Annotated in this window: 22 protein-coding genes and 2 pseudogenes; 7 read left to right on the plus strand and 17 right to left on the minus strand. The window is 68.3% G+C overall.

What is annotated here, in order from left to right; all coding sequences use genetic code 11:
* Positions 1 to 100 precede the first annotated feature (100 nt).
* The 5 genes from NOF53_RS26470 to NOF53_RS26490 all read right to left on the minus strand — a co-directional run bounded on the left by NOF53_RS26470 (position 101) and on the right by NOF53_RS26490 (position 4,448).
* Positions 101 to 1,390, minus strand: a complete 1,290-nt coding sequence (locus tag NOF53_RS26470; protein WP_255974492.1) for an MFS transporter — start codon at positions 1,388 to 1,390, stop codon at positions 101 to 103.
* Complete coding sequence (locus tag NOF53_RS26475; protein ID WP_255974494.1) at positions 1,387 to 2,499, minus strand: PLP-dependent cysteine synthase family protein; 1,113 nt, start codon at positions 2,497 to 2,499, stop codon at positions 1,387 to 1,389. Before NOF53_RS26475 ends, NOF53_RS26470 begins: the two co-directional genes overlap by 4 nt.
* A gap of 106 nt (positions 2,500 to 2,605) precedes the next feature.
* A complete protein-coding gene (gene lpqS / locus NOF53_RS26480) occupies positions 2,606 to 2,995 on the minus strand; it encodes a putative copper homeostasis (lipo)protein LpqS (protein WP_255974496.1) in 390 nt (129 codons plus the stop codon).
* 254 nt (positions 2,996 to 3,249) lie between these two features.
* Complete coding sequence (locus NOF53_RS26485) at positions 3,250 to 4,071, minus strand: M56 family metallopeptidase (protein WP_255974498.1); 822 nt, start codon at positions 4,069 to 4,071, stop codon at positions 3,250 to 3,252.
* Complete coding sequence (locus tag NOF53_RS26490; protein ID WP_255974500.1) at positions 4,068 to 4,448, minus strand: BlaI/MecI/CopY family transcriptional regulator; 381 nt, start codon at positions 4,446 to 4,448, stop codon at positions 4,068 to 4,070. Before NOF53_RS26490 ends, NOF53_RS26485 begins: the two co-directional genes overlap by 4 nt.
* A 350-nt stretch (positions 4,449 to 4,798) precedes the next feature.
* On the opposite strand from NOF53_RS26490, the gene NOF53_RS26495 reads away from it, so the two are divergent.
* Positions 4,799 to 5,422, plus strand: coding sequence for a TlpA family protein disulfide reductase (locus NOF53_RS26495; protein WP_255974502.1), 624 nt, complete (start codon positions 4,799 to 4,801; stop codon positions 5,420 to 5,422).
* Here NOF53_RS26495 and NOF53_RS28000 read toward each other — a convergent pair.
* Complete coding sequence (locus tag NOF53_RS28000) at positions 5,403 to 5,678, minus strand: hypothetical protein (RefSeq protein WP_374212684.1); 276 nt, start codon at positions 5,676 to 5,678, stop codon at positions 5,403 to 5,405. The two genes, NOF53_RS26495 and NOF53_RS28000, sit on opposite strands and share 20 nt — an antisense overlap.
* 18 nt (positions 5,679 to 5,696) lie before the next feature.
* Between NOF53_RS28000 and NOF53_RS26505 the strand changes: the two are divergent.
* The 3 genes and pseudogenes from NOF53_RS26505 (at position 5,697) to NOF53_RS27815 (ending at position 8,171) form a co-directional block, all read left to right on the plus strand.
* Positions 5,697 to 6,502: pseudogene (locus NOF53_RS26505) on the plus strand (cytochrome c biogenesis CcdA family protein).
* Between the two features lie 162 nt (positions 6,503 to 6,664).
* Positions 6,665 to 7,180, plus strand: a complete 516-nt coding sequence (locus tag NOF53_RS26510; protein WP_255974504.1) for a hypothetical protein — start codon at positions 6,665 to 6,667, stop codon at positions 7,178 to 7,180.
* A 46-nt stretch (positions 7,181 to 7,226) separates the two neighbouring features.
* The gene (locus NOF53_RS27815) at positions 7,227 to 8,171 is read left to right on the plus strand and encodes a M23 family metallopeptidase (protein WP_255974506.1); all 945 of its coding nucleotides are present in this window, start codon (positions 7,227 to 7,229) and stop codon (positions 8,169 to 8,171) included.
* Positions 8,172 to 8,202: 31 nt separating this feature from the next.
* Here the strand turns inward: NOF53_RS27815 and NOF53_RS26520 are convergent, their stop codons facing one another.
* Positions 8,203 to 8,724, minus strand: a complete 522-nt coding sequence (locus NOF53_RS26520; RefSeq protein ID WP_255974508.1) for a DUF2269 domain-containing protein — start codon at positions 8,722 to 8,724, stop codon at positions 8,203 to 8,205.
* Entirely contained in the window at positions 8,721 to 9,011 is a 291-nt protein-coding gene (locus NOF53_RS26525; protein ID WP_255974510.1) for a hypothetical protein, read from the minus strand. Before NOF53_RS26525 ends, NOF53_RS26520 begins: the two co-directional genes overlap by 4 nt.
* 109 nt (positions 9,012 to 9,120) lie before the next feature.
* Here NOF53_RS26525 and NOF53_RS26530 point away from each other — a divergent pair, with 109 nt between their 5' ends.
* Positions 9,121 to 9,690 (plus strand): TetR/AcrR family transcriptional regulator, encoded by a 570-nt coding sequence (locus NOF53_RS26530; protein ID WP_255974512.1) that lies wholly within the window; start codon positions 9,121 to 9,123, stop codon positions 9,688 to 9,690.
* A 55-nt stretch (positions 9,691 to 9,745) separates the two neighbouring features.
* Here NOF53_RS26530 and NOF53_RS26535 read toward each other — a convergent pair whose 3' ends face one another.
* The 4 genes from NOF53_RS26535 to NOF53_RS26550 form a co-directional block, all read right to left on the minus strand.
* Positions 9,746 to 11,893, minus strand: a complete 2,148-nt coding sequence (locus NOF53_RS26535) for a copper-translocating P-type ATPase (RefSeq protein ID WP_255974514.1) — start codon at positions 11,891 to 11,893, stop codon at positions 9,746 to 9,748.
* A gap of 24 nt (positions 11,894 to 11,917) precedes the next feature.
* A complete protein-coding gene (locus tag NOF53_RS26540) occupies positions 11,918 to 12,145 on the minus strand; it encodes a heavy-metal-associated domain-containing protein (protein ID WP_255974516.1) in 228 nt (75 codons plus the stop codon).
* Positions 12,146 to 12,211: 66 nt separating this feature from the next.
* Positions 12,212 to 12,931 carry a DUF305 domain-containing protein gene (locus tag NOF53_RS26545; protein WP_255974518.1) on the minus strand — a complete coding sequence of 240 codons (720 nt, stop codon included), beginning with the start codon at positions 12,929 to 12,931 and terminating at the stop codon, positions 12,212 to 12,214.
* Between the two features lie 51 nt (positions 12,932 to 12,982).
* Positions 12,983 to 13,390 carry a four-helix bundle copper-binding protein gene (locus tag NOF53_RS26550; protein WP_255974520.1) on the minus strand — a complete coding sequence of 136 codons (408 nt, stop codon included), beginning with the start codon at positions 13,388 to 13,390 and terminating at the stop codon, positions 12,983 to 12,985.
* Between the two features lie 144 nt (positions 13,391 to 13,534).
* Between NOF53_RS26550 and NOF53_RS26555 the strand changes: the two genes are divergently transcribed.
* Positions 13,535 to 13,927 carry an ArsR/SmtB family transcription factor gene (locus tag NOF53_RS26555; RefSeq protein WP_255974522.1) on the plus strand — a complete coding sequence of 131 codons (393 nt, stop codon included), beginning with the start codon at positions 13,535 to 13,537 and terminating at the stop codon, positions 13,925 to 13,927.
* A 26-nt stretch (positions 13,928 to 13,953) separates the two neighbouring features.
* Here the strand turns inward: NOF53_RS26555 and NOF53_RS26560 are convergent, their stop codons facing one another.
* The 5 genes and pseudogenes from NOF53_RS26560 to NOF53_RS26580 form a co-directional block, all read right to left on the minus strand.
* Complete coding sequence (locus NOF53_RS26560; protein WP_255974535.1) at positions 13,954 to 14,295, minus strand: metal-sensitive transcriptional regulator; 342 nt, start codon at positions 14,293 to 14,295, stop codon at positions 13,954 to 13,956.
* Between the two features lie 23 nt (positions 14,296 to 14,318).
* Positions 14,319 to 14,486 carry a hypothetical protein gene (locus NOF53_RS26565; RefSeq protein ID WP_255974524.1) on the minus strand — a complete coding sequence of 56 codons (168 nt, stop codon included), beginning with the start codon at positions 14,484 to 14,486 and terminating at the stop codon, positions 14,319 to 14,321.
* A gap of 104 nt (positions 14,487 to 14,590) precedes the next feature.
* Positions 14,591 to 16,859, minus strand: a pseudogene (locus NOF53_RS26570) (heavy metal translocating P-type ATPase).
* 29 nt (positions 16,860 to 16,888) lie between these two features.
* Positions 16,889 to 17,836 (minus strand): DUF8832 domain-containing protein, encoded by a 948-nt coding sequence (locus NOF53_RS26575; RefSeq protein WP_255974526.1) that lies wholly within the window; start codon positions 17,834 to 17,836, stop codon positions 16,889 to 16,891.
* A 39-nt stretch (positions 17,837 to 17,875) separates the two neighbouring features.
* Positions 17,876 to 18,082: a heavy-metal-associated domain-containing protein gene (locus NOF53_RS26580; protein WP_255974527.1), complete on the minus strand. Its 207-nt coding sequence runs from the start codon at positions 18,080 to 18,082 to the stop codon at positions 17,876 to 17,878.
* A gap of 562 nt (positions 18,083 to 18,644) precedes the next feature.
* Between NOF53_RS26580 and NOF53_RS26585 the strand changes: the two genes are divergently transcribed.
* Entirely contained in the window at positions 18,645 to 20,072 is a 1,428-nt protein-coding gene (locus NOF53_RS26585) for an MFS transporter (protein ID WP_255974529.1), read from the plus strand.
* Positions 20,073 to 20,196: the final 124 nt, after the last annotated feature.

Here is a 20,196-nt window from a genome sequence, read left to right on the forward strand (position 1 = left end):
ACGGCACGGGACACCTCGGCCGAGCACCCCACCCCAATCTACGTAGTTGCATAGTAGATGGGGTGGGGTGGGGTCTAACCAGGGCGTGGACCCGGTGTTCTCAGCTCGCGGCCGGTACCTCGTCGGTCTCGGTCACCGCGGGTTCGGCCGGTGGCGGGGAGAGTCGGGCGGAGCGGTCGAGCAGATACAGGGCGGCCACACACACCGCCCCGACGACGGTCAACGCCACCCAGATCAGCGCACCCAGATCCGCGTCGCGCAGGGTCCCGAAGACGGCCCCGGTGCCCAGGTTGCCGAGCAGGATCCCGACTCCGACGACGGTGTTGTAGAAGCCGTAATGGGTGGCCACCAGCCTGCCCCCGGAGAGGGCGACGACCGTGTCCATCTCGAACGGGAACACCGCGGCGGTGCCGACCGCCAACAGGGCGGCGGTGAGCACCAGGGCGCCGCCGGCGGCCCACCCGCCGGCGGTGGCCGGGCCCGGTAGCGCGATCAGCGGCAGGAACGCCAGTGCCATGATCGCCATGCCGACGACCAGGGACCGCCCCGAACCCCACCGGCGGGAGAACCAGGAGGTGATCCGCAGCTGCCCGGCGATCGCCACCACGCCTGAGACCACGAACAGCGAGGTCACCAGTGCGGTGTCGGACCGGCCGTCCCCGACCACGACCGCCGCCTGCAGGGGCAGCGCCAGATAGATCTGGAACGAGAGCACATAGGACCCGATCATCGCCAGCGCGAACAGCACGAAGGGCCGGTTGGCGACCACCACCCGCCAGTCCTCGAGTACCGACGTCTTGGCCGTGGGCGTTTCGGCCCGGTGCGCGGGGAGCGCCCAGATCTGCACGATCGTCAGCACGGCGAAGACCGCGGCCGCGGCCAGCGAGGTGACCCGGAAATCGAGGGTGGTCAGGGCGAGACCGATCAGCGGGCCCAGCAGAATCCCGGCCTGATAGAACACGTTGAACACCGCGAACGCCTCGACCCGCCGTGGCCCCGCGTCGGCGGCCAGATACGCCCGCACCGCCGGATTGAACAGCGCACCGGCGAACCCGGTGGCCACCGAGGCGAGCAGGATCGCCGGCAGTGATTCCACGGCCGCGAGCAGCACGAATCCGGCGACCCGCAGCAGGCAGCCGGCGACGATCAGGGGTTTGTAGCCGAGGCGGTCGGCGAGGGTGCCGCCGAGCAGGAACATTCCCTGCTGGGAGAAGTTCCGCATACCCAGCACCAGCCCGACCGCCCACGCCGCCAGCCCGAGGGGTCCGGCCAGGTACCCGGCCAGATACGGCATCAGCATGTAGAAACCCACGTTGATGGAGAACTGGTTGACCATCAGCACCTGGCTGGGCCGGTCGAAGCTGCGGAACTGGGTCAGAAGGTTCTTCATGACACGCTCTCTGTGGGATCGACCACGGTGGCGCACCGGGTCCAGGACGTCACGATCTGGTCGGTCGGGTGGTCGATGGTCGCCGGCTCGGTCGGCGGGTTCGCGTTCAGCAGTCCGTGCTCGGCGCAGTAGTCGTCGTTGTAGATGGTGTCGAAGTAGCGTTGCGGGCCGTCGGGGAAGACCGCCGCGACCCGGGTGCCCGGGGGGCTGGTACGGGCGATCCAGCCGGCGGTCAGGGCGACGGCGCCGACGCTCCAGCCGCCGCTGGCGTGGTGGGTGGCCGCCAGGGTGCGGCACGACCACACCGCCTCGTGCGGGGCCACCCAGTGCACTTCGTCGAAGGCGGGATAGTCGATGTTGTCGGGATAGATACTCGAGCCCAGTCCGCGCATCAGCCGGGTACTGGCGGGTTGCCCGAAGATGGTCGATCCGACGGTGTCGACGCCGACCAGTTTCAGGTCGGGGTAGAACTGGCGCAGCACCCGGGCCACACCGGCGGAGTGCCCGCCGGTGCCCACCGAGCACACCAGTGTGTCGACGTGGCCGAGCTGGGCGATGAGTTCATGAGCGAGCGACTCGTACGCGGCGACGTTGTCGGGGTTGGTGTATTGATCCGGGCACCACGACCCGGGATGGGTGCCGAGGAGTTCACCGACCTTCTCGCGCCGGGCCTGCTGCCAGCCGCCGGTGGGATGCGGTGTGGTGACCAATTCGACGTGGGCGCCGTAGGCGGCGAGCATCCGGTGCACGATCGGTTCCAGGCCGGGGTCGGTGACGAGGGTGACGGGATGGTGATGGGTGATTCCGGCCAAGGCCAGGCCCAGGCCGAGGGTTCCGCTGGTGGATTCGATGATCATCGCCCCGGGGGCGAGGTCGCCGCGGGCCTTCGCTTTCTCGACCATGTGCAGCGCGGGGCGGTCTTTCATCCCACCGGGATTGCTGCCTTCGAGTTTGGCCCAGAAGCCGCGGCCGGAATCGGCAAACGGTTCACCGATCCACAGCACGGGGGTGTTGCCGACCATGGTGCTCGGTTGCGGGCACCGGTGGGCGGCGGCCGGCAGCGGGGCGGCCGGTGGTGGAACGAGTGTGGAGGGAACAGCACTGTTCATGATGAGAAAAATCCCTGTATGTGACTGCGACGACGGCAGTGGGTGAGTGATGGCAGCACGAGCTGGGCCACGAGGAGGAGTCCTCAGATGGCCTGCGGGCTGCTGATCAGCACCTGTTGATACAGAGTTCGTTCAAGACGGTCCGGCCGTGCCGGATGGGAATGGGCAGATCCGGCGGGGCCCGCGGAGTACGCGGCGCCGACATCACCACCAGCACCACCGCCAGGGCCATCGCGACGACCGCGGCAACGGTCAGCGGGCGGAGCGGATTGTCGGATCGGGGCATGGCGACGACGGTGTGCGCCTCGTGCGGCACGTGGGTCGATCCGTCGTCGATGTGCGCATGCCCGGCGGTGAGCTCCTCGGCCGGAAGGGCCGACGAGGAGGAGACGTGCACGTCCTCGCCCTCGTGACCGTGCGCGAGGAAGATGGCGCACTGGGCGATCGTGTGCGCGAGCAGGTACAGGACAGCGGCGACCGCAACTACCGTCCGCATACGCGGGGGGCGTATCGCAAGTGCCGTCACAATTTCTCGACTGTAGCAGCCGTGACCTGGGCGTTGGTCCAGATAACTCGGGGATGCGTGGGTGCGCGCGGTCGATCCCCGCTGGTCACCAGGCCGCTGGCAGGCACCACATGTTTCCGGTCACCTCGAGTACGGTCAGGGCGATCGGTGCGGCGGTCAGTGCGGCGACCACGGCCGCCGACAACACCCGCACCCGCAGCTTCGCGGACCGCGGCCGGGGGAGGCTAGTCGTGCGGCCCGGTCCAGGAGGGCGATGTTCCGGCGCCGAGGGCACCATCGGGTACCTGCGCCGGAGCGCACAACGCGATCAGACCCGTCAACAGAGTCCGCGACCCGTGCACCCGGGCGGCGCAGTCGTCGGCACACATCTCCAGCAGGCGAGCCACTTCCATCGCGCCGGCGGCGAACAAGGTGACGCCGGGCAGGGCGGCGGCCAGCACCCGCAGGACGGCGAGTATCTGCGCGTGATGCCCGGCCAGATGAGCCCGCTCGTGTGCGAGGACAGCCTGGACCTGCCGGTCATCGAGGGCGGCGAGTGCGGCGGTGGTGATCACCACGGCGTGCGGGCGACCTGCAGCGCAGTAGGCGACGCGCTCGGCGTTGTCGATGACCACCGCATCGACGCCGGACACCCGACGGCCGATCAGGCGGGCGCGGCGGGCGTGTCCGTGAGTTCGCATGCGCAGTCGCACCAGACCCGCAGCGAGTCGGCCTCCGATCCACGCTGTGGCCGACACCACCGCCGCGGCTACCGCGACTCCCACCATCTCGAAGGCGGTGTCGGCGCCACCAACCGTCTCCTGCAGGCGGGCCAGGCACGCGCCGATCATCGACCCGCCGGGAAGAGTTCGGTACCGGAGCAGGTCGGAAACAACCAGCAGTGCGGCCATCGCCCACGAGAGCACCACGCCGGCGATCGCCGCCGTCCAGGCGAGCACGCCCAGCCAAGGGGCGAGGCCGCCATGGGTCAGGCGCCGCAGCACCGGCGGACCGAGAACGGCCACGAGCCCACTGAACAGCAGGAAACACGCAGCTGCACTCATCATCGGGCGGCGTCCTCCTCGGCGGCCATCCGCTGCAACGCCACCCGAAGACCGGCGGCCTCCTCCTCGCTCATCTGCTCGAAGAAGTGGGTCAAGACCACATCCGACCTGCCGCCGGAGTGGAAGGCCTCCCGCATCAACCGGGCGCTGTGCTCCTCCCGGGTCAGGGTGGGCCAGTACCGGAACGCCTTGCCGCTGCGCTCGCGCTCGAGCCATCCCTTGCGGTGCAGGTTGTCCATCGTCGACATCACCGTGGTGTACGCGATCTCGCGGCTGGCGGCCAGGTCGTCGAACACCTCACGGACGGTGGTCGGTCCGTCTCGATCCCACACCCGCTCCATCACTACCGCTTCGAGTTCTCCGAACCCGCGAACCCGCATGCTGTTGCCTTCCCGCCGTCGTGTTGTCCCAGCGTACGACGCTCCCGTGCGCCTCGATGCGGCCCCGCCAGCGCCGGGACCAGGGCGGAGCCGCCACCACCGCCCCATCTACTATCTACGTACGTAGACCGTATATTGGTGGGCGGATCATTCCCGCACGAAAACAGGAGACACGCCATGCTGCCCCAGATGCTCGGCAACCTGCAGGCCTGGTGGGACTGTCAGATGATGATGCTCAACGGCACGATGTGCCAGATGTGCGACATGTGCTCGATGATGATGCCCTCGTAATCGGTTGAGGGACTTCGGAATCCAGAGCGCTACGACATGAGTCGACCCATGCCGGTCGGATGCGTTGGCTCGTGCCGATGCTGGCGGTGATCGTCGTACTCATCATCGCCCTCTGGCCAGGGCACACCGAGAACGATCCCTCCACTGGAGCGAGTACCGCCACCGCACCGGGTCGCGGAAACCCCCAGGGCGAACTGGACCGGTTCGCCGCGGCCGCAGCGCTACAGCGGTGCCCATCGACAGGCTCGGCGAACACCGAGACCGGAGCCTTGGGCGGCATCACCGCCCGCTGCCTCGGCTCGGCCACCGAGGTCGATCTCGGCGCCGCCCTGACCGGGGAGCCGACCCTGATCAACCTGTGGGCCTCCTGGTGTGGACCGTGCCGGGAGGAGATCCCCGTCCTCGAGGCCTACGTCCACACCCCGGGTGCGATCCGCGTCGTCGGCATCGATGTCGAAGACAGCGCCACCGCCGCACTCGCGCTGCTCACCGAACTGGGGGCGCACTATCCGTCCTTCGGGGACACCGACGCCGCCGCCCTGCGCGGCGCGCTCGCCGCACCGCCGGTACTGCCGATGAGTTTCCTGCTGCGCCCGGACGGCTCGATTCACCGCATCACCGCGCCCGCGATCTTCGACGATCCCACCCAAATCCACCGAGCCGTCAGCGAGTTGTCGTCATGAGCACCCCGAGGCCGAGGCGGCGGCCGGTCCACCGCAGAGCCGTCCTCGCCGCCGTCTGCGCGGCCCTGCTCACCGCGACGGCAAGGCCACCGGCGCGGACGCCGTCGCCCAGGGCGGCCAGGTGGACATCTTCTACGACCCACCCGACATCCGCGGGTCCATCGGCCCGCTGACCGGGCTCGAGTTGATGACGGATGAACCTGTCTCCCTCGCCGATTACGCCGGGCAGGTCGTGGTGATCAACCTGTGGGGGCAATGGTGCGCCCCTGCAATCATGAACCTGCTCGCCCAAGAAGTCGGAACCAGCTTCCAGACCGCCCGCCGCCACCGGACCCATGCTCCTGGCGCTCGGGGCCGCCGCCCTGGCCGGGCTGGTCTCCTTCGCCTCGCCGTGCTGCATTCCCCTCGTTCCGGGATATCTGTCCTACCTGGCCGGAATCGCCGGAGCCGAAACCTCCACCGACCCGGCCGGTGACACCCGGGTGAAGACCGCGGCGAGGATCCGGGTCACCGGCGCCGCCCTTCTGTTCGTCGCCGGCTTCACGGTCGTCTTCGTCCTCGCCACCGCCTCGGTCTTCGGACTGATCAGCGTCCTGCAACTGAACCGAGAACTGCTCCAACGCCTCGGCGGCGTCATCACCATCGTCATGGGGTTGGCGTTCATCGGACTGATCCCGGCACTGCAGAAGGACACCCGGCCCGTCCCCGACGGGTAGGGCACCTCGCCGGCGCTCCGCTGCTCGGTGCGGTCTTCGCGCTGGCTGGACGCCCTGCCTCGGGCCGACTCTCGCCGGCGTCCTGTCGGTCAGTGCCGGAACCGAAGGCGCCACGGCCGCGAGGGGCGTGGTGTTGATCATCGCCTACTGCGCCGGCCTGGGATTGCCCTTCATCCTGCTCGCGTTCGGGTCGACGAGGGCCATCGCCGGGGCGGGATGGCTGCGGCAGCATTCGCGGACCATCCAGATCGTCGGGGGGATCGCCCTCATCGTGGTCGGGCTCGCTCTGCTGACCGGGGCGTGGGATCTGTTCATTGCCTGGCTTCGGGACGAGTTCGTCAGCAACGTCGTGCTACCCATCTGACTGATGTTTCTGGATGTCAGCCCTGGGGAAGAAGAGCATTACCGGCACTGAAGGGAAGGAAATGCACTACCGTTACGGCGTGTCGTCTTGACTTACTCGCGCCGCATCGTTCGTTCGGTTGACCGTTCATTCGTCGGAGCGTGAATTTCAGAAGGGACCGCGATGCGAGGCACAACAGGCGCTTTCGCCGCACGTAAGAGACTTACCGCGCTGGTCGTCGGCGGCTCGACCGCCACCGCCGCGCTCTTTCTCGCCGGTGCGCCGACCGCATCCGCCACCCATGTGTCCGCGCCGTCGTCGTTCGCGGCCGCGGTCGCCAATGCACTGACCATGACCGCGGATACCGCCGACCCGGACGTGGTCATCGTCGACCCCAGCCTCTGGCAGAAGGTGGCGAACATCGCCTCCACCAGCCTGGAGAACGCGCAGGCCAACGGCTCCCTCGAGGACGCCCTCGCCGCCCAACAGATGCTGGCGAGTTGCCTGGGAGCATGGGCCGCGCACGGCGAACCCGGCATCGGCGGTGCCCTGAGCGCCTGCACGAATGAACTCACCAGTATCGACGCGAGCATCGGCCCGAGATTGCTGGCTGCCCTCGAATACGACCCTGCCACTGGTGCGCCGACGATCTCGGCGCAGCCGGACCTCTCCGGAACATCCACCGAACCGGGGGGGTGAGAACGCCGCCCCGGTCGATGAATCCACGGTTGCGGAGGATTCCGCTGTGCCCGGAGCGGGCAGCGCGCCTTCCGCCGCAGCCGAATTCACCTCGCCGCAGTACGAGACCTCCCCGGAGGGGCCCAGCACACCGGCCGGCGCGACCGCCGCACCACAAGTCGAGCCGGTGACGCCGTCGCCGGAGGCGCCGGCCTCGGGCGCCACGGCAGGGTCCGCCGAAAGCGAAAGCGAAAGCGAAAGCGAAAGCGGGAGCGGGACCGGGAGCGGGACCGAGACCGAGGCTCACGACGAAACCGATGTCCATGACCAGGTCGCCGGCACTCCGGACGGCACCGACACTCCGGACGGCACCGACACTCCGGATGGCGCTGAAACGCCCGAGGGCGCTGACACTCCCGAGGGCACTGACAGTCCCGACAGCACCGAAACACCCGACGACGCCGAGACCCCTGACGGCACCGAGAGCGTTGACGAGACTCACACCACTGACGGCACCGAGTCGCACGACGAGACCGAGTCGCACGACGAGGAAGCTGGAGCGGCGCAGGAAGACCCGGTGCCGGCACCGCAGCCCAAGACCTGGAATCGGCCCGGTAGCCGTGCATTCGTTGCACCGTCGTCCGGCACGATCACCTCACCCTTCGGAGACGGGCGCGATCACGGGGGCATCGATATCGCCAACACGTTGGGCGCGCCGATCGTCGCGGTCGCCGACGGGGAGGTCATCAACGCCGGACCAGCCCAGGGATACGGGCTGTGGGTGCGGATTCGGCACGACGACGGAACCATCACCACCTACGGCCACAACAACGACAACCTCGTCGAGGTCGGCCAGCGCGTGAAAGCCGGCCAGAAGATCGCAACCATCGGGAACCGGGGCAATTCGACCGGGCCGCACCTGCACTTCGAAGTCGAAACACCCGATGGGGACAAGACCGACCCCCTCAGATGGCTCACCAAACGAGGGGCATCGATCATCGGCCTGGACTGACGCCTCTCAACTCCGCCCCAGAAAGGCTCCGCTACCGGGTCGCCGCCGCACGTTGGCTCCGATACCCATACGGAGTGACTCCCCGCGGCTTGTACACCGCGAGCACGGTCGCGGCGAGCAAGACCAGGACGGCGCCACTGGCGTGGACCACATGGGTCGGATTCCTCAGCGCAAGCACCTCGGCATCGGACAGGGTCGTCTTCGCGGCGATGGCGGCGGAGTGGTCGATGGACTGCATATACAGCCACAACACGGCGGAGGCGCCGACATTGAGCACCAGTTTGAACAGCACCCAATAGTGCCGGAGCAGGCCCCACGGGGTGCCTAGCGACGAGACGAGCCCGGTGGCCAGTGATGCCAGACTGAGCGGGAGGATCACCGCCCAGACAAGAAGTGCCATCGCAGGATAAAGGGCCCGCCCGGTCGGCGTTCCGGAATTCATCAGCGCGGCGGCGGCCAACGCCAGATACGTGAGCACCGCGCCGAGCCAGCCGACCGAGGCACTGATGTGCACGGTGCGCGCGAGCTTACGCAGCCTCGGCGACATCCTCATGCGGCGACCGTCCGCACTCCGAGATGATCACCGAGGTAACCACCGGACTGCGTAATGCCGACGTCCTCGCTGATCGCGGCAGGACTGACGGTGGTCCCGGCGGACAGGTGGCGACCGGGACCGTGATTGCCGCCGCCGAACACCATCACCAGGATCACCAGCACGAGCAGGACGCCGACGACGAGACCGACCACCTTGACCCAGCGCGGCGTGGGTTCACGCCGGGGATGAGAACCACGGTCCTCGTCGGGCCGGGAAGGATCGGCGCCGGGAGTGGGGTCAGTCATCGTGGTGCCCTCCGTCCGAGCAGCGAAAATGCTGCACTGCCGCAATTTTACGATACACAACGTCACGCTAAAATCACACTGTTTTGTATGCGTCGGTGCGTACACTTCAATGGTGCCGAAGCTGTGGAACGAGACGATCGAGGAGCATCGCAAAGCGGTTCGCGAGGCGGTCATGGACGCCACCGCGGCGCTGGTCGCCCACCATGGGCTCGCGGCGGTAACGATGTCGCGGATCGCCGAGGACACCGGGATCGGGCGGGCGACGCTGTACAAATACTTCCCCGACGTTCAGGCGATCGTCCTTGCCTGGCACGAACGTCAGATCCTCAGTCACCTGGGCTATCTCGCCGAGGTACGGGACCGCACCGGCGCCGGCGCGCGGCTCGCCGCTGTGCTCGAGGCCTACGCCCTGATCCTCCACGAGCACGAGGGCACGGTGGACACCGCCACGCTGCATCGCGGTGAGCACGTCGGCCGGGCGCAGCACCAGCTCGCCAACTTCGTCACGGACCTGATCGCCGAGGGAGCCCACGCCGGCGAGGTCCGAGACGACATCGCCGCCGACGAGCTGGCGAGGTATTGCCTGCACGCCCTGACCGCCGCCACCGGGTTCCCCACCCGGGAAGCGGTCCACCGGCTGGTGCAGGTCACCTTGGATGGGGTGCGCCCGACGCGCTGACCAAGCCCGACCCGCCAGGGTGAACCGGTCTGCGGCAGGGCGCTTCGCTCAGAGTTCAGTGCTGTACGAGCCGGGCCGGGTCGAGGTCGAGTCGCCGCAGAAGCTGCGCGTTGAGCGCGACGACGATGGTGGAGACCGACATCAGCACCGCCGCCACGGCCGGGGAGATGGCGACGCCGGCGAAGGCCAGAACGCCGGCCGCGAGGGGGACGGCGATGATGTTGTAGCCGGTGGCCCACACCAGGTTCTGCCACATCTTGCGGTAACTGGCCCTCGAGAGGTCGATGATGGAGAGCACCGCGCGGGGGTCGTCGGCGGCAAGGACCACCCCGGCGGATTCGATCGCCACGTCGGTGCCCGCGCCGATCGCGACGCCGACCTCGGCCCGCGCCAGCGCGGGAGCGTCGTTGACGCCGTCGCCGACCATGGCCACCCTGTGGCCTCGGGCCTGCAGTTCGGCGACCTTCGCGTCCTTGTTCTCCGGGAGCACGTCCGCGAACACCTCGTCGATACCCAGATCGGCGGCGACGGCGTCGGCGACCTGCCGGGCGTCCCCGGTGATCATGGCGACCTTGATTCCCCGCTGGTGCAGGGCGTCGATGGCCTGGCGGGACTCTTCCCGGACCGCGTCCTCGAGTGCGAGGGCGCCGACCACCTCACCGCCGCGGACCACGTGCAGCACCGACGCGCCGCGCGCCACCCACGGTTCGGTCGCCGCGGCGACCTCGGGCGGCGCGGCGACGCCGAGGTCGGCGAGCATTGCCGGTCCACCGACCGACACGTCGGCGCCCTCGACCGTGGCGCGCACGCCGCGGCCGGGCACCGACCGGAAATCGGTGGCAGACAGACGCGCTCCGACGGGAACCTTGGCTGCTGCGGCGGCGACGATGGCCCTGGCAACCGGGTGTTCGCTGTCGGCCTCGACGGCGGCGGCGAGGGCGAGGAGATCCTCCTCGGTGAGGGCCGTACTCGCGGCAAGTCCGGTGACGGCATGCTTGCCCTGGGTGAGGGTGCCGGTCTTGTCGAACAGGACCACATCGACGGTCCGCATCCGTTCGAGGGAGAGCCGGTCCTTGACCAGCACCCCCGCCTTGGCGGCGCGTTCGGTGGAGATGGCGATCACCAACGGGATGGCCAGGCCGAGGGCGTGCGGGCAGGCGATGACCAGGACCGTGACGGTGCGGACCACGGCCTCGTCGAGGTTGCCGATCAGCGTCCAGACCGCGAACGTGATGATGCCGGCGAGGGTGGCGAAGTAGAACAGGAAGGCGGCGGCCCGATCGGCGAGAGCTTGGGCGCGGGAGGAGGATTCCTGCGCGTCGGCCACCATGCGCTGGATGCCGGCCAGGGCGGTGTCCTCGCCGACGGCGGACACCTTCACCCGCAGGGCGCTGTCGGTGGCCACGGTGCCGGCGACCACGGTGTCGCCCACCGCCCGGGGGACGGGCTTGGATTCGCCGGTGATCATCGATTCGTCGACCTCGGCGACGCCGTCGGTCACGGTGCCGTCCGCCGGAACTCGGGCCCCGGCCCTCACCAGAACCAGATCACCGGTCGTCAGCTCGGAGATCGGGACCTCGGCGACCCCGTCGTCGGTGATCTTGTCGGCGGTGTCCGGCAGCAGCGCCGCGAGGGCCTCGAGCGCCCCGGATGCCGATCCGAGGGCGCGCATCTCGAGCCAGTGCCCGAGCAGCATGATCACGATGAGAAGGGCCAGCTCCCACCAGAAGTCGAGATTGAAACCACCCAGCTCGAGGGTGGTGATCCAGGATGCGATGAAGGCCACCGAGATGGCCATGCCGATCAGCAGCATCATCCCGGGCTGGCGGGATTGCAACTCGCTCCAGGCGCCGGTGAGGAAGGGCATGCCGCCGTAGAAGAAAATCACCGTGCCCAGGACAGGGGCGATCCACATCACGCCGGGAAACTCGGGCATCGTGTAGCCGAGGAGGTCGGCGACCATGTGGCTGAAGATCACCACCGGGATCGACAAGGCCAGGCTCACCCAGAACTTGCGGCGGAACACCTCACCGTGGGCGCCGTGGCCTTTGTGTTTGTCCCGGCCACCGCCGTGATCATGTCCGCCGTGATCATGTCCGCCGTGATCGTGCCCGGCACCGTGTTTTTCGGCTGCCTGCTCCGCGTGGTGGCGGTGATCACCGGCGTGGACGCCGGTCTCGGAATGCCCGCTCGGATGCGCCATCGTCAATCCTTCGTGGTCTTTGGGTCAGCTTGCCGCAGTGGCGAGGTGGTAACCGGCTTCTTCGACGGCGCCGCGGATCTGATGCAGCGGCAGCGGCGTGTCGGCGGTGACGGCGACGCGTGAGCTGCCACCGGCAGCGAGGTCGATGTCGACGGCGATAACCCCGTCGAGTTGTTCGATTTCCTCACGCACCGCCCTCGCACAGTGCTCGCAGGTCATGCCGGTAACCGCGTAGGTGGAGGTGGTGCTCACAGAAGATTCCTTTCCGACCCACGACCCCCGGACGGAAAGGGGGTCGCGGGGCAGCCGAGTGTCGCCCTAGAGGGTCGACAGGAGCTGTTCCATGGTGGTGATTTCCTGCTGCTGGGTGGTGATGATGTTCTGGGCCATCGCTTTCGCCTGCGCGTTCTGACCGTCGTCCACCTCGGTCTGGGCCATGGTGATCGCACCCTTGTGGTGCTCGATCATCTGGGTGAGAAAGAGTTTGGCGGCATCGACGCCCTGAGCGTCGCGCAGGGCAGCCATGTCTTCGGCCGACATCATCCCTTCCATGTCGTCGCCGCCCTCCATACCGGGCATGTCCATCCCCGTAGTGCCCACCGGCGGTACCACCCCCGGCGCCTCGGGCATCTGCATACCGGTGCCCATGGGCATGGACTCGGTCATGTTCATGCCGGTCGTGGTGGTCGCTGCGGTGCCTTGGCCCCACGCGGTCAGCCAGGCATTGAGTTGCTCGATCTCCGGGCCCTGAGAGGCCTTGATCTGCTGCGCGAGGTCGACCACCCGGGGATCGATCCCCTGCTTGGCGAGCAGCATGTCACTCATCTCGATCGCCTGGCTGTGGTGGGGAACCATCCCCTGCGCGAAGGCGATATCGGCGTCGTTGTGCTCGGCGGCACCGTTCTCGGCGCTCACCGAGGTGGTGACGGCGGCCGAGGTGGTGGTCGCGGCGCTCTCCTCGGTGCCGGAATCACCGCACGCGGTCAGGGCCAGCAGCAGCGCCGCCGATGCGGCGCTAAGGGCGAGGGACTTGTTCATCGACAACAACCTTCTCTCTTTCTTTCGGCGGATGCGGTGACACAGACTGGGTCAGTCGAGTGCGGCGAACAACTCGCGGCAGGCACTCTCACACCGCCGGCACGCCGTAGCGCAGACCGTGCAGTGCTCGTGCATCGATGCGTGCTCGGCGCACCGATCTCCGCATGACTTGCACGCTGTGACACACGTTTCGAGGATCGCCGCCGTGAGATCGGGGTCGAAGCCGGTGTGGCGGGAGAGCACCCGCCCCGTGGTCTCGCAGATGTCGGCGCAGTCGAGGTTGGTGCGAATGCAGGTGGTCAGGTCGGCCACCGCCGGCTCACTCAGACACGCATCGGCGCAGGCCGTGCAGGTCTGCGCGCATGAGGTACACGCCTCGATGCAGGCGACCAGTTTCGCGTTGTCGATGTGCCCCAGATCTTTCGGATAGCTGTCGAGCATCTTCTGGGCTGTGCTCACGATGACTCCCTTTTCGTGAAGGGGCATGTCGGCGGCGGAAGCCGCTGAAACAACGTCGGCCCCGTCACCCTATACCCGTAAACCCGTACGGGTAAACAGTCGGTCGGGCCGCGGGGCGGGTGTGTCGTGGGTCAGAATGGGTGCATGAGTCACGCGTCCATTGCCGAGGGGCACCCGGTCGATCCGGAGCGGGTGGCGCATGCCCGTGAGCGGTTGCTCAGCCGCGACGACGCCGCCCGGTTGAGCAGCATTTTGAGTCTGCTCGCCGACCCCACCCGGACTCGGGTGATTTACGCCCTCGATGTGGCCGAGGAACTGTGTGTGGGCGACATCGCCCTGACCCTCGACCTCGGCGAGGACGCCGTCGGCTACGCCCTGCGGATCCTGCGCACCGCCGGAATGGTCACCCGCCGTAAAGCGGGCCGCACCGTCTATTACCGTCTCGCCGACGGGTTTCCGGAACCCTTGCGGATGCATTGCCTGCGCCGCCTCGTCGAGATTTCCGACGAGAACGCCGGGGTGGACGACGACGACTGACACCGGGCGGGCCGGTACCGGTGTTTTTAGGAGCGGACGAGGCGGGCGATCGCATCGGTGGCCTCTTTGATCTTCGCCTCCGCTTCGGGACCGCCGGCGACGGCGGCGTCGACCACGCAGTGACTGATGTGGTCTTCGAGCAGTCCCATGGCCACCGCCTGCAAGGCCTTGGTCATCGCGGAGACCTGGGTGAGGATGTCGATGCAGTACTTGTCTTCCTCGACCATCCGCTGCAGTCCGCGGGCCTGGCCTTCGATGCGCCTGAGGCGCTTGAGGTAGGCGTCCTTTTCGGTGATGTAACCGTGCGCGGCGTGGTCATGGCCGTCGGTCTCGGCAGGTGCCTGGGTGGCCGCGGGAGTGGTGGCCATGGTGTCCTCCTGGAATCCGAGTGTCATGCCGAGCACCCCCGATTATGCCCGCCCGGGGTATCCGGGGCGGGGTGCGGGCCGTCGACCCGGCGGCCGATCGCCGACGCGGCGCACATCACCGCGCACCGGGCCACCGCCCGGGTCGCCGGGTGTCGGGTGATTCGCGCCAACGACGTTGTCACCGAGGACATGGCCGGTCTCCTTCCGGGGACTGCACATGGATGAAAGGGTGCGGGGGTGGGCGGGCGCCTGCACGCCCCGCTCACCCCCGGCCTGCTGGATGCGTTTCCTGCGGTTATCCGGTGAGGGACCGGAACCGGCGCAGCCGCAGGCTGTTGCTGACCACGAACACCGACGAGAACGCCATCGCCGCACCGGCGAGCATCGGGTTGAGCAGCCCGGCCGCGGCCAGGGGCAGGGCGGCGACGTTGTAGGCGAAGGCCCAGAACAGGTTGCCCTTGATGGTGCCCAACGTCTTGCGGGCCAACCGGATCGCATCCGCGGCGGCGCGGAGGTCACCGCGCACCAAGGTCAGGTCACTGGCCTCGATCGCGACGTCGGTGCCGGTGCCCATCGCCAGACCGAGGTCGGCCTGCGCCAGGGCGGCGGCGTCGTTGACACCGTCGCCGACCATCGCGACGACCTTGCCCTGATCCTGCAGCCGTTTGACGACGTCCACCTTGCCGGAGGGCAGTACTTCAGCGATCACCTCGTCGATACCGACCTGGTCGGCGATCGCCCGGGCGGCCGCGGTGTTGTCGCCGGTGAGCATGATCGGCGTCAGGCCCAACTTTCGCAGCTGCCCGATCGCCTCGGCCGAGGTGGCCTTGACGGCGTCGGCGACGACGAGCACGGCGCGGGCCCGCCCGTCCCAGCCGACCGCGACGGCGGTCTTGCCTTCGGCTTCGGCTTCACTCATGGCCGCCTCGAGCCCCTGGGGTAGGTGCTGCGCCCAGTCGGCGAGCAGCCGGGCCCGGCCGACGATCACCGCGTGCTCGTCGATCATGCCCTGCACCCCGAGGCCTTCGATGTTGGCGAACTGTTCCGCCGTCGGCAGGGCGCCGACCTTGTCCCGGGCGCCCTTGGCGATGGCCGCGGCGATGGGGTGCTCGGAGGAATCCTCGAGCGCGCCGGCCAGGCGCAGCACCTGCGTGGCGTCTTCGCCGTCGGCGGTGATCACATCGAGCAGGGTCATCTTGCCGGTGGTGACGGTACCGGTCTTGTCGAGCACCACGGTGTCGACACGGCGGGTCGACTCGAGGACCTCGGGCCCCTTGATCAGGATGCCGAGCTGGGCGCCGCGGCCGGTGCCGACCATCAGTGCGGTCGGGGTGGCCAGGCCGAGGGCGCAGGGGCAGGCGATGATCAACACGGCGACGGCGGCGGTGAACGCGGCTGCGATGCCGCCGCCGGTGCCGATCCAGAAGCCGAGGGTCGCCACCGACAGGGCGATGACGATCGGAACGAAGATCCCGGAGATCTTGTCGGCCAACCGTTGCGCCTGGGCTTTCCCCGTCTGGGCGTCTTCGACGAGTTTCGCCATCTGCGCGAGCTGGGTGTCCGACCCGATGCGGGTCGCGCGCACGGTGATCCGGCCGCCGACGTTGACGGTGGCGCCCACGACCTGGTCATCGGGTCCGACCTCGACGGGCACGGATTCGCCGGTCAGCATCGACGCGTCCACCGCGGAGGAGCCGTCGGTGACCACACCGTCGGTGGCGATCTTCTCCCCGGGGCGGACAACGAACTCGTCACCGACGGCCAGTTGATCGGTGGGAATGCGCTGCTCGACACCGCCGCGCAGGACGGAGACCTCCTTGGCACCGAGTTCGAGCAGGGCGCACAGGGCGGCACCGGCGCGCCGCTTGGAGCGGGCCTCGAAGTAGCGGCCAGCGAGGATGAAGGTGGTCACTCCCGCGGCGGCCTCGAGGTAGATGTTGCCGGCGCCGTCGCTGCGGGAGATGGTCAGCTCGAACGGGTGCGTCATGCCCGGCATTCCCGGCGGTGCCCCAGAACAGGGCGTACAGCGACCAGCCCAGGGCGGCGAGGGTGCCCATCGAGATGAGGGTGTCCATCGTGGAGGTCCCGTGCCGCAGGTTGGTGAAGGCGGCCTTGTGAAACGGCCACGCCCCCCACACCACCACCGGGGCGGCGAGGGTGAGCGAAAGCCACTGCCAGTTGGTGAACTGCAGCGCCGGAACCATGGCCATCGCGATCACCGGCACACTGAGCACCAGCGAGACGAGCAGGCGTTGACGCAGCGCGGCGGTCGGGTCTGGCTCCGTGGCAGGGCCGGCGAGGTCGGCATCGGCGGCGGCGGAGGGCGGCGCCGGGACCTTGGCGGTGTAGCCGGCCTGCTCGACGGTGGCCACGAGATCCTCGGTCGACACAGCACCGACGTAGTTCACCCGCGCCTTCTCGGTGGCGTAGTTCACCGTGGCGGTGACGCCGTCGAGCTTGTTGAGCTTGCGCTCGATCCGATTCGCGCACGAGGCGCAGGTCATGCCACCAATTTCGAGCTCGACCTGGCCGTCGGCGGTCGGGTGCTGCGTGACGGGATTCATCGTTCCTCCTCTCGGGCGTGGTGGTTACGTCAGTGTCCGTGCCCGGCGGGCATCGGCTCCGGGGCGGCGGGCACCGCGGCGCCGGAACTCTGCCCGGCCGTCAGGGTGAATTCAGCGGTCCGCACCACTCCATCGTGCTGGAAGTCGAGGAACAGGCGGTAGTCGCCCGCACTCGGGGTGGTGACGACAAAGTCGATGCCCGGACCGGGTGCGGTGACCCCGTCCCCGGGATGGCCGTCCGGGTGCACGTGCAGGTAGCCGAGGTCGGCGGCCCGCAGGGCCACCAGGTGACCGTACGCCCCGAGGTAGGGCTGCAGATCCGTGACCGGCTGCCCGCCGCGGGCCACCGACAGGGTCACCTTCGAGGCCTGACCCGGGGTGAGGGTGCCATCGACGGTGACGGTGTACCCGTCCACCACGGTGGATGCGGCTATCGGGGGCAGGGGCTGCGGATCGTAGGAACCGGCGACCTGCAGGTCGGCGCCCAGGGTCAAACCGTCAACGCCCTCAGGGGTGAAGTCGGCGAACACCCGATACGCCCCGGCGCGGGTCAGATCGAGCGGAACGCTCCACGTTCCGGCGCTGTCGAGTACCGGATGCACATGCTGGAACCCGGCCATGTCGCGGCGCACCGCGATCAGGTGCAATTGCTTGTCGTGGCTCTCGACGTAGCGGGTGACCGGCTGCCCGTCGGCGCCCAGGATGCGGAACCGTAGTGGCACGTGCGCGCCGGCCGACACCTGCGCCGTGTCCAAGGCCAGGGTGTATCCGCTGTCGGTGACCATCAGTCCTCCAGGTATCTGATCGTAGACCGGTGCACCCGCGGTGAAACCGGGTCCGGCGTCGTGGGATGAGGTGTCGTGGGTGTCGGCCGGTGCGGGCTCCTCGGGACCGAAGGCGGCCCCGGCCCCGAGGGCGAGCGCGAAGACCGCGGCCAGGCCGACGGTGAATCCGGCGAACTTCGACGATGCGTTCATCGGGGGGAATCTCCTGTCCGGGTCTCGGGTTTCGTCCGGTCAGCCGGCGAGCTCGTAGCCGGCCTCGTCGACGGCCTGGGCGAGCGCCGCCTGCTCGATCGGGGTGTCGGAGTCGATAGCAACCCGGCCGCTGGCGAGGTCGACATCCACGGCGGTGACTCCGGGGATGTTGCCGATCTCTTCGCGGACCGAGGAGACGCAGTGCCCGCAGGTCATTCCGGTGACGGTGACGGTGGTGGTGCTCATCGATGTTCTTCTTTCTTCGGTTCGTGCGGAGTTCGATCGAGGTCGACGTGACCCAACTTCAGATTTACCATACCCCCCTACCGTATGCAACAATGACCGGGCCGGACCTGTGCTCATCGGGTCTATACCCCCTGGGAGTGTTCTCGAAATTCCGGCGGTGACGCCGCGGGGGAGGGGGTGCCGACGCGAGCAACGAGGGCAGCGCTGGACCGTGGGGTTTCGTCGGGGGCCAAATGATTCGCGCGAGACACCCCGCCGACCGTTCGCCTGGCGTGTGCGGTTCGCCCCGCTTGCGAACGGAATACCCTCAGCGACTCCGGGACGACCATCTCTTGCGCAGCGTACTATACCCCCCTATGGTATCAACAATCACGAGGTGCCGAGCGGCTAGGAGGAGCAGTGATGTGCACAGAAGGTGATTTTCTACCCGAAAGATTCAGCGACACCGTGATATTTACGGCCGGCTGTGGGCCGAGGCTTCGATGTTGCGGATAGGCGCGCCACCGCACTCGTCATCGTTCACCCCACGATAAATACCCCGTACCGGTAAGGAATGATCGTCATGTCTACTCAGGCACCATCCACACGCAAGTGGTGGGCGCTGGCGCTGATCGCCGCAGCCCAATTCATGGTCATCATGGACACCTCCATCATCGGCATCGCGCTACCGAAAATGCAGACCGACCTCGGTTTCTCCCAGGAGAACCTGACCTGGGTGTTCAACGCCTATGTCATCGCCTTCGGTGGACTTCTCCTGCTCGGTGGACGCCTGTCCGACCTGTGGGGCGCCAGACGCATCTTCGCCACCGGCTGGCTGGTTCTGCTGGCCGGATCGATCACCGCCGGCGCCGCCGGGAACGTCGGCACCGAACTGGCCGGACGCGCCGTCCAAGGCGCCGGGGCCGCACTGATCGCACCCTCGGCGCTGACCCTGCTGATGATGCTGTTCGGTTCCACCCAGCAGGAATTGACCAAGGCCCTCGCCGTCTACGGCGCCGCCGCACCCGCCGGCGGCACCGCCGGTGTGTTTCTCGGTGGGGTGATCACCGAATACCTCAGCTGGCCATGGGTGTTCTACATCAACATCCCCATCGCGATCATCGCCCTCGCCGCGACACCGCTGCTGATGCCCAATGCCCCCGCCCGATCCGGTTCGATCGACATCCTCGGCGCTCTGACGGTCACCGCCGGCCTGGCGCTCGCCGTCTACTCCATCGTCCGGGCCCCCGAGGTCGGCTGGGGTGCGGGTCAGACCTGGGGGTACCTCGCCGCGTCGGCGGTGCTGCTGGCCGCGTTCGTGCTGATTCAGTCCCGGCGCCGCGCACCCCTGATGCGTCTGGGAATCTTCACCGCCCCTAACCTTGCCGCAGCGAACCTCGCCCAGTTGCTGCTCGGTGCGGCGTGGATCCCGATGTGGTTCTTCCTGAACCTGTACCTGCAGCAGGTCCTGGGGTACAGCGCATTCCCTGCCGGCGCAGCGCTACTGCCGATGACCACATTGATCATGCTCGGCATGATCGTGGTCGCGCCGCGGGCGATGCAGAGGTTCGGGGCGAAACCGATGATCGTGACCGGTCTGATCGTGCTCGCGGCAGGTCTCGGGTGGATGGCCTTGGTCCGGTCCACCGGGAACTTCTGGGTCGACGTGCTGCCGGCGTCCCTCGTGGCAGCGGCAGGGATGTCGCTCGCCTTCATTCCCTCGCTGGGCACGGCGATCTCCGCCGCCCGACCGGAGGAGGGCGGGTTGGCGTCGGGCATCGTCAACGTCAGCTACCAGGTCGGCTCCGCGCTCGGTCTGGCGGCCATGACGGCAGTCGCCGCCTCGTTTGGGGCCAACCAGATCGGCGATCTGCCCGAGTTGACGAACGGATTCTCTGCCGCCTTCCTCGGTGCCGCCGTCATCGCCCTGGCCGGTGCCGGGGTCACCGCGGTGTCGATGCGTACACCGAAGACGCAACCGGACCTCACCCCGGAAACGGCGCTGAACTAACTGCCGCAATCGCTCTGGTGGGATTCGGCAACCGTCCGAATCCCACCAGCGACGTCTGTACACCCTTGGGTGATGACGTGCGCCGCGCACGCTGCGTTCGCACCGAGGACGCTGGTCCGGCAGA

This window comes from Rhodococcus tibetensis, assembly GCF_024438035.1.
GTDB classification, from domain to species: Bacteria; Actinomycetota; Actinomycetes; order Mycobacteriales; family Mycobacteriaceae; genus Rhodococcus_F; species Rhodococcus_F tibetensis.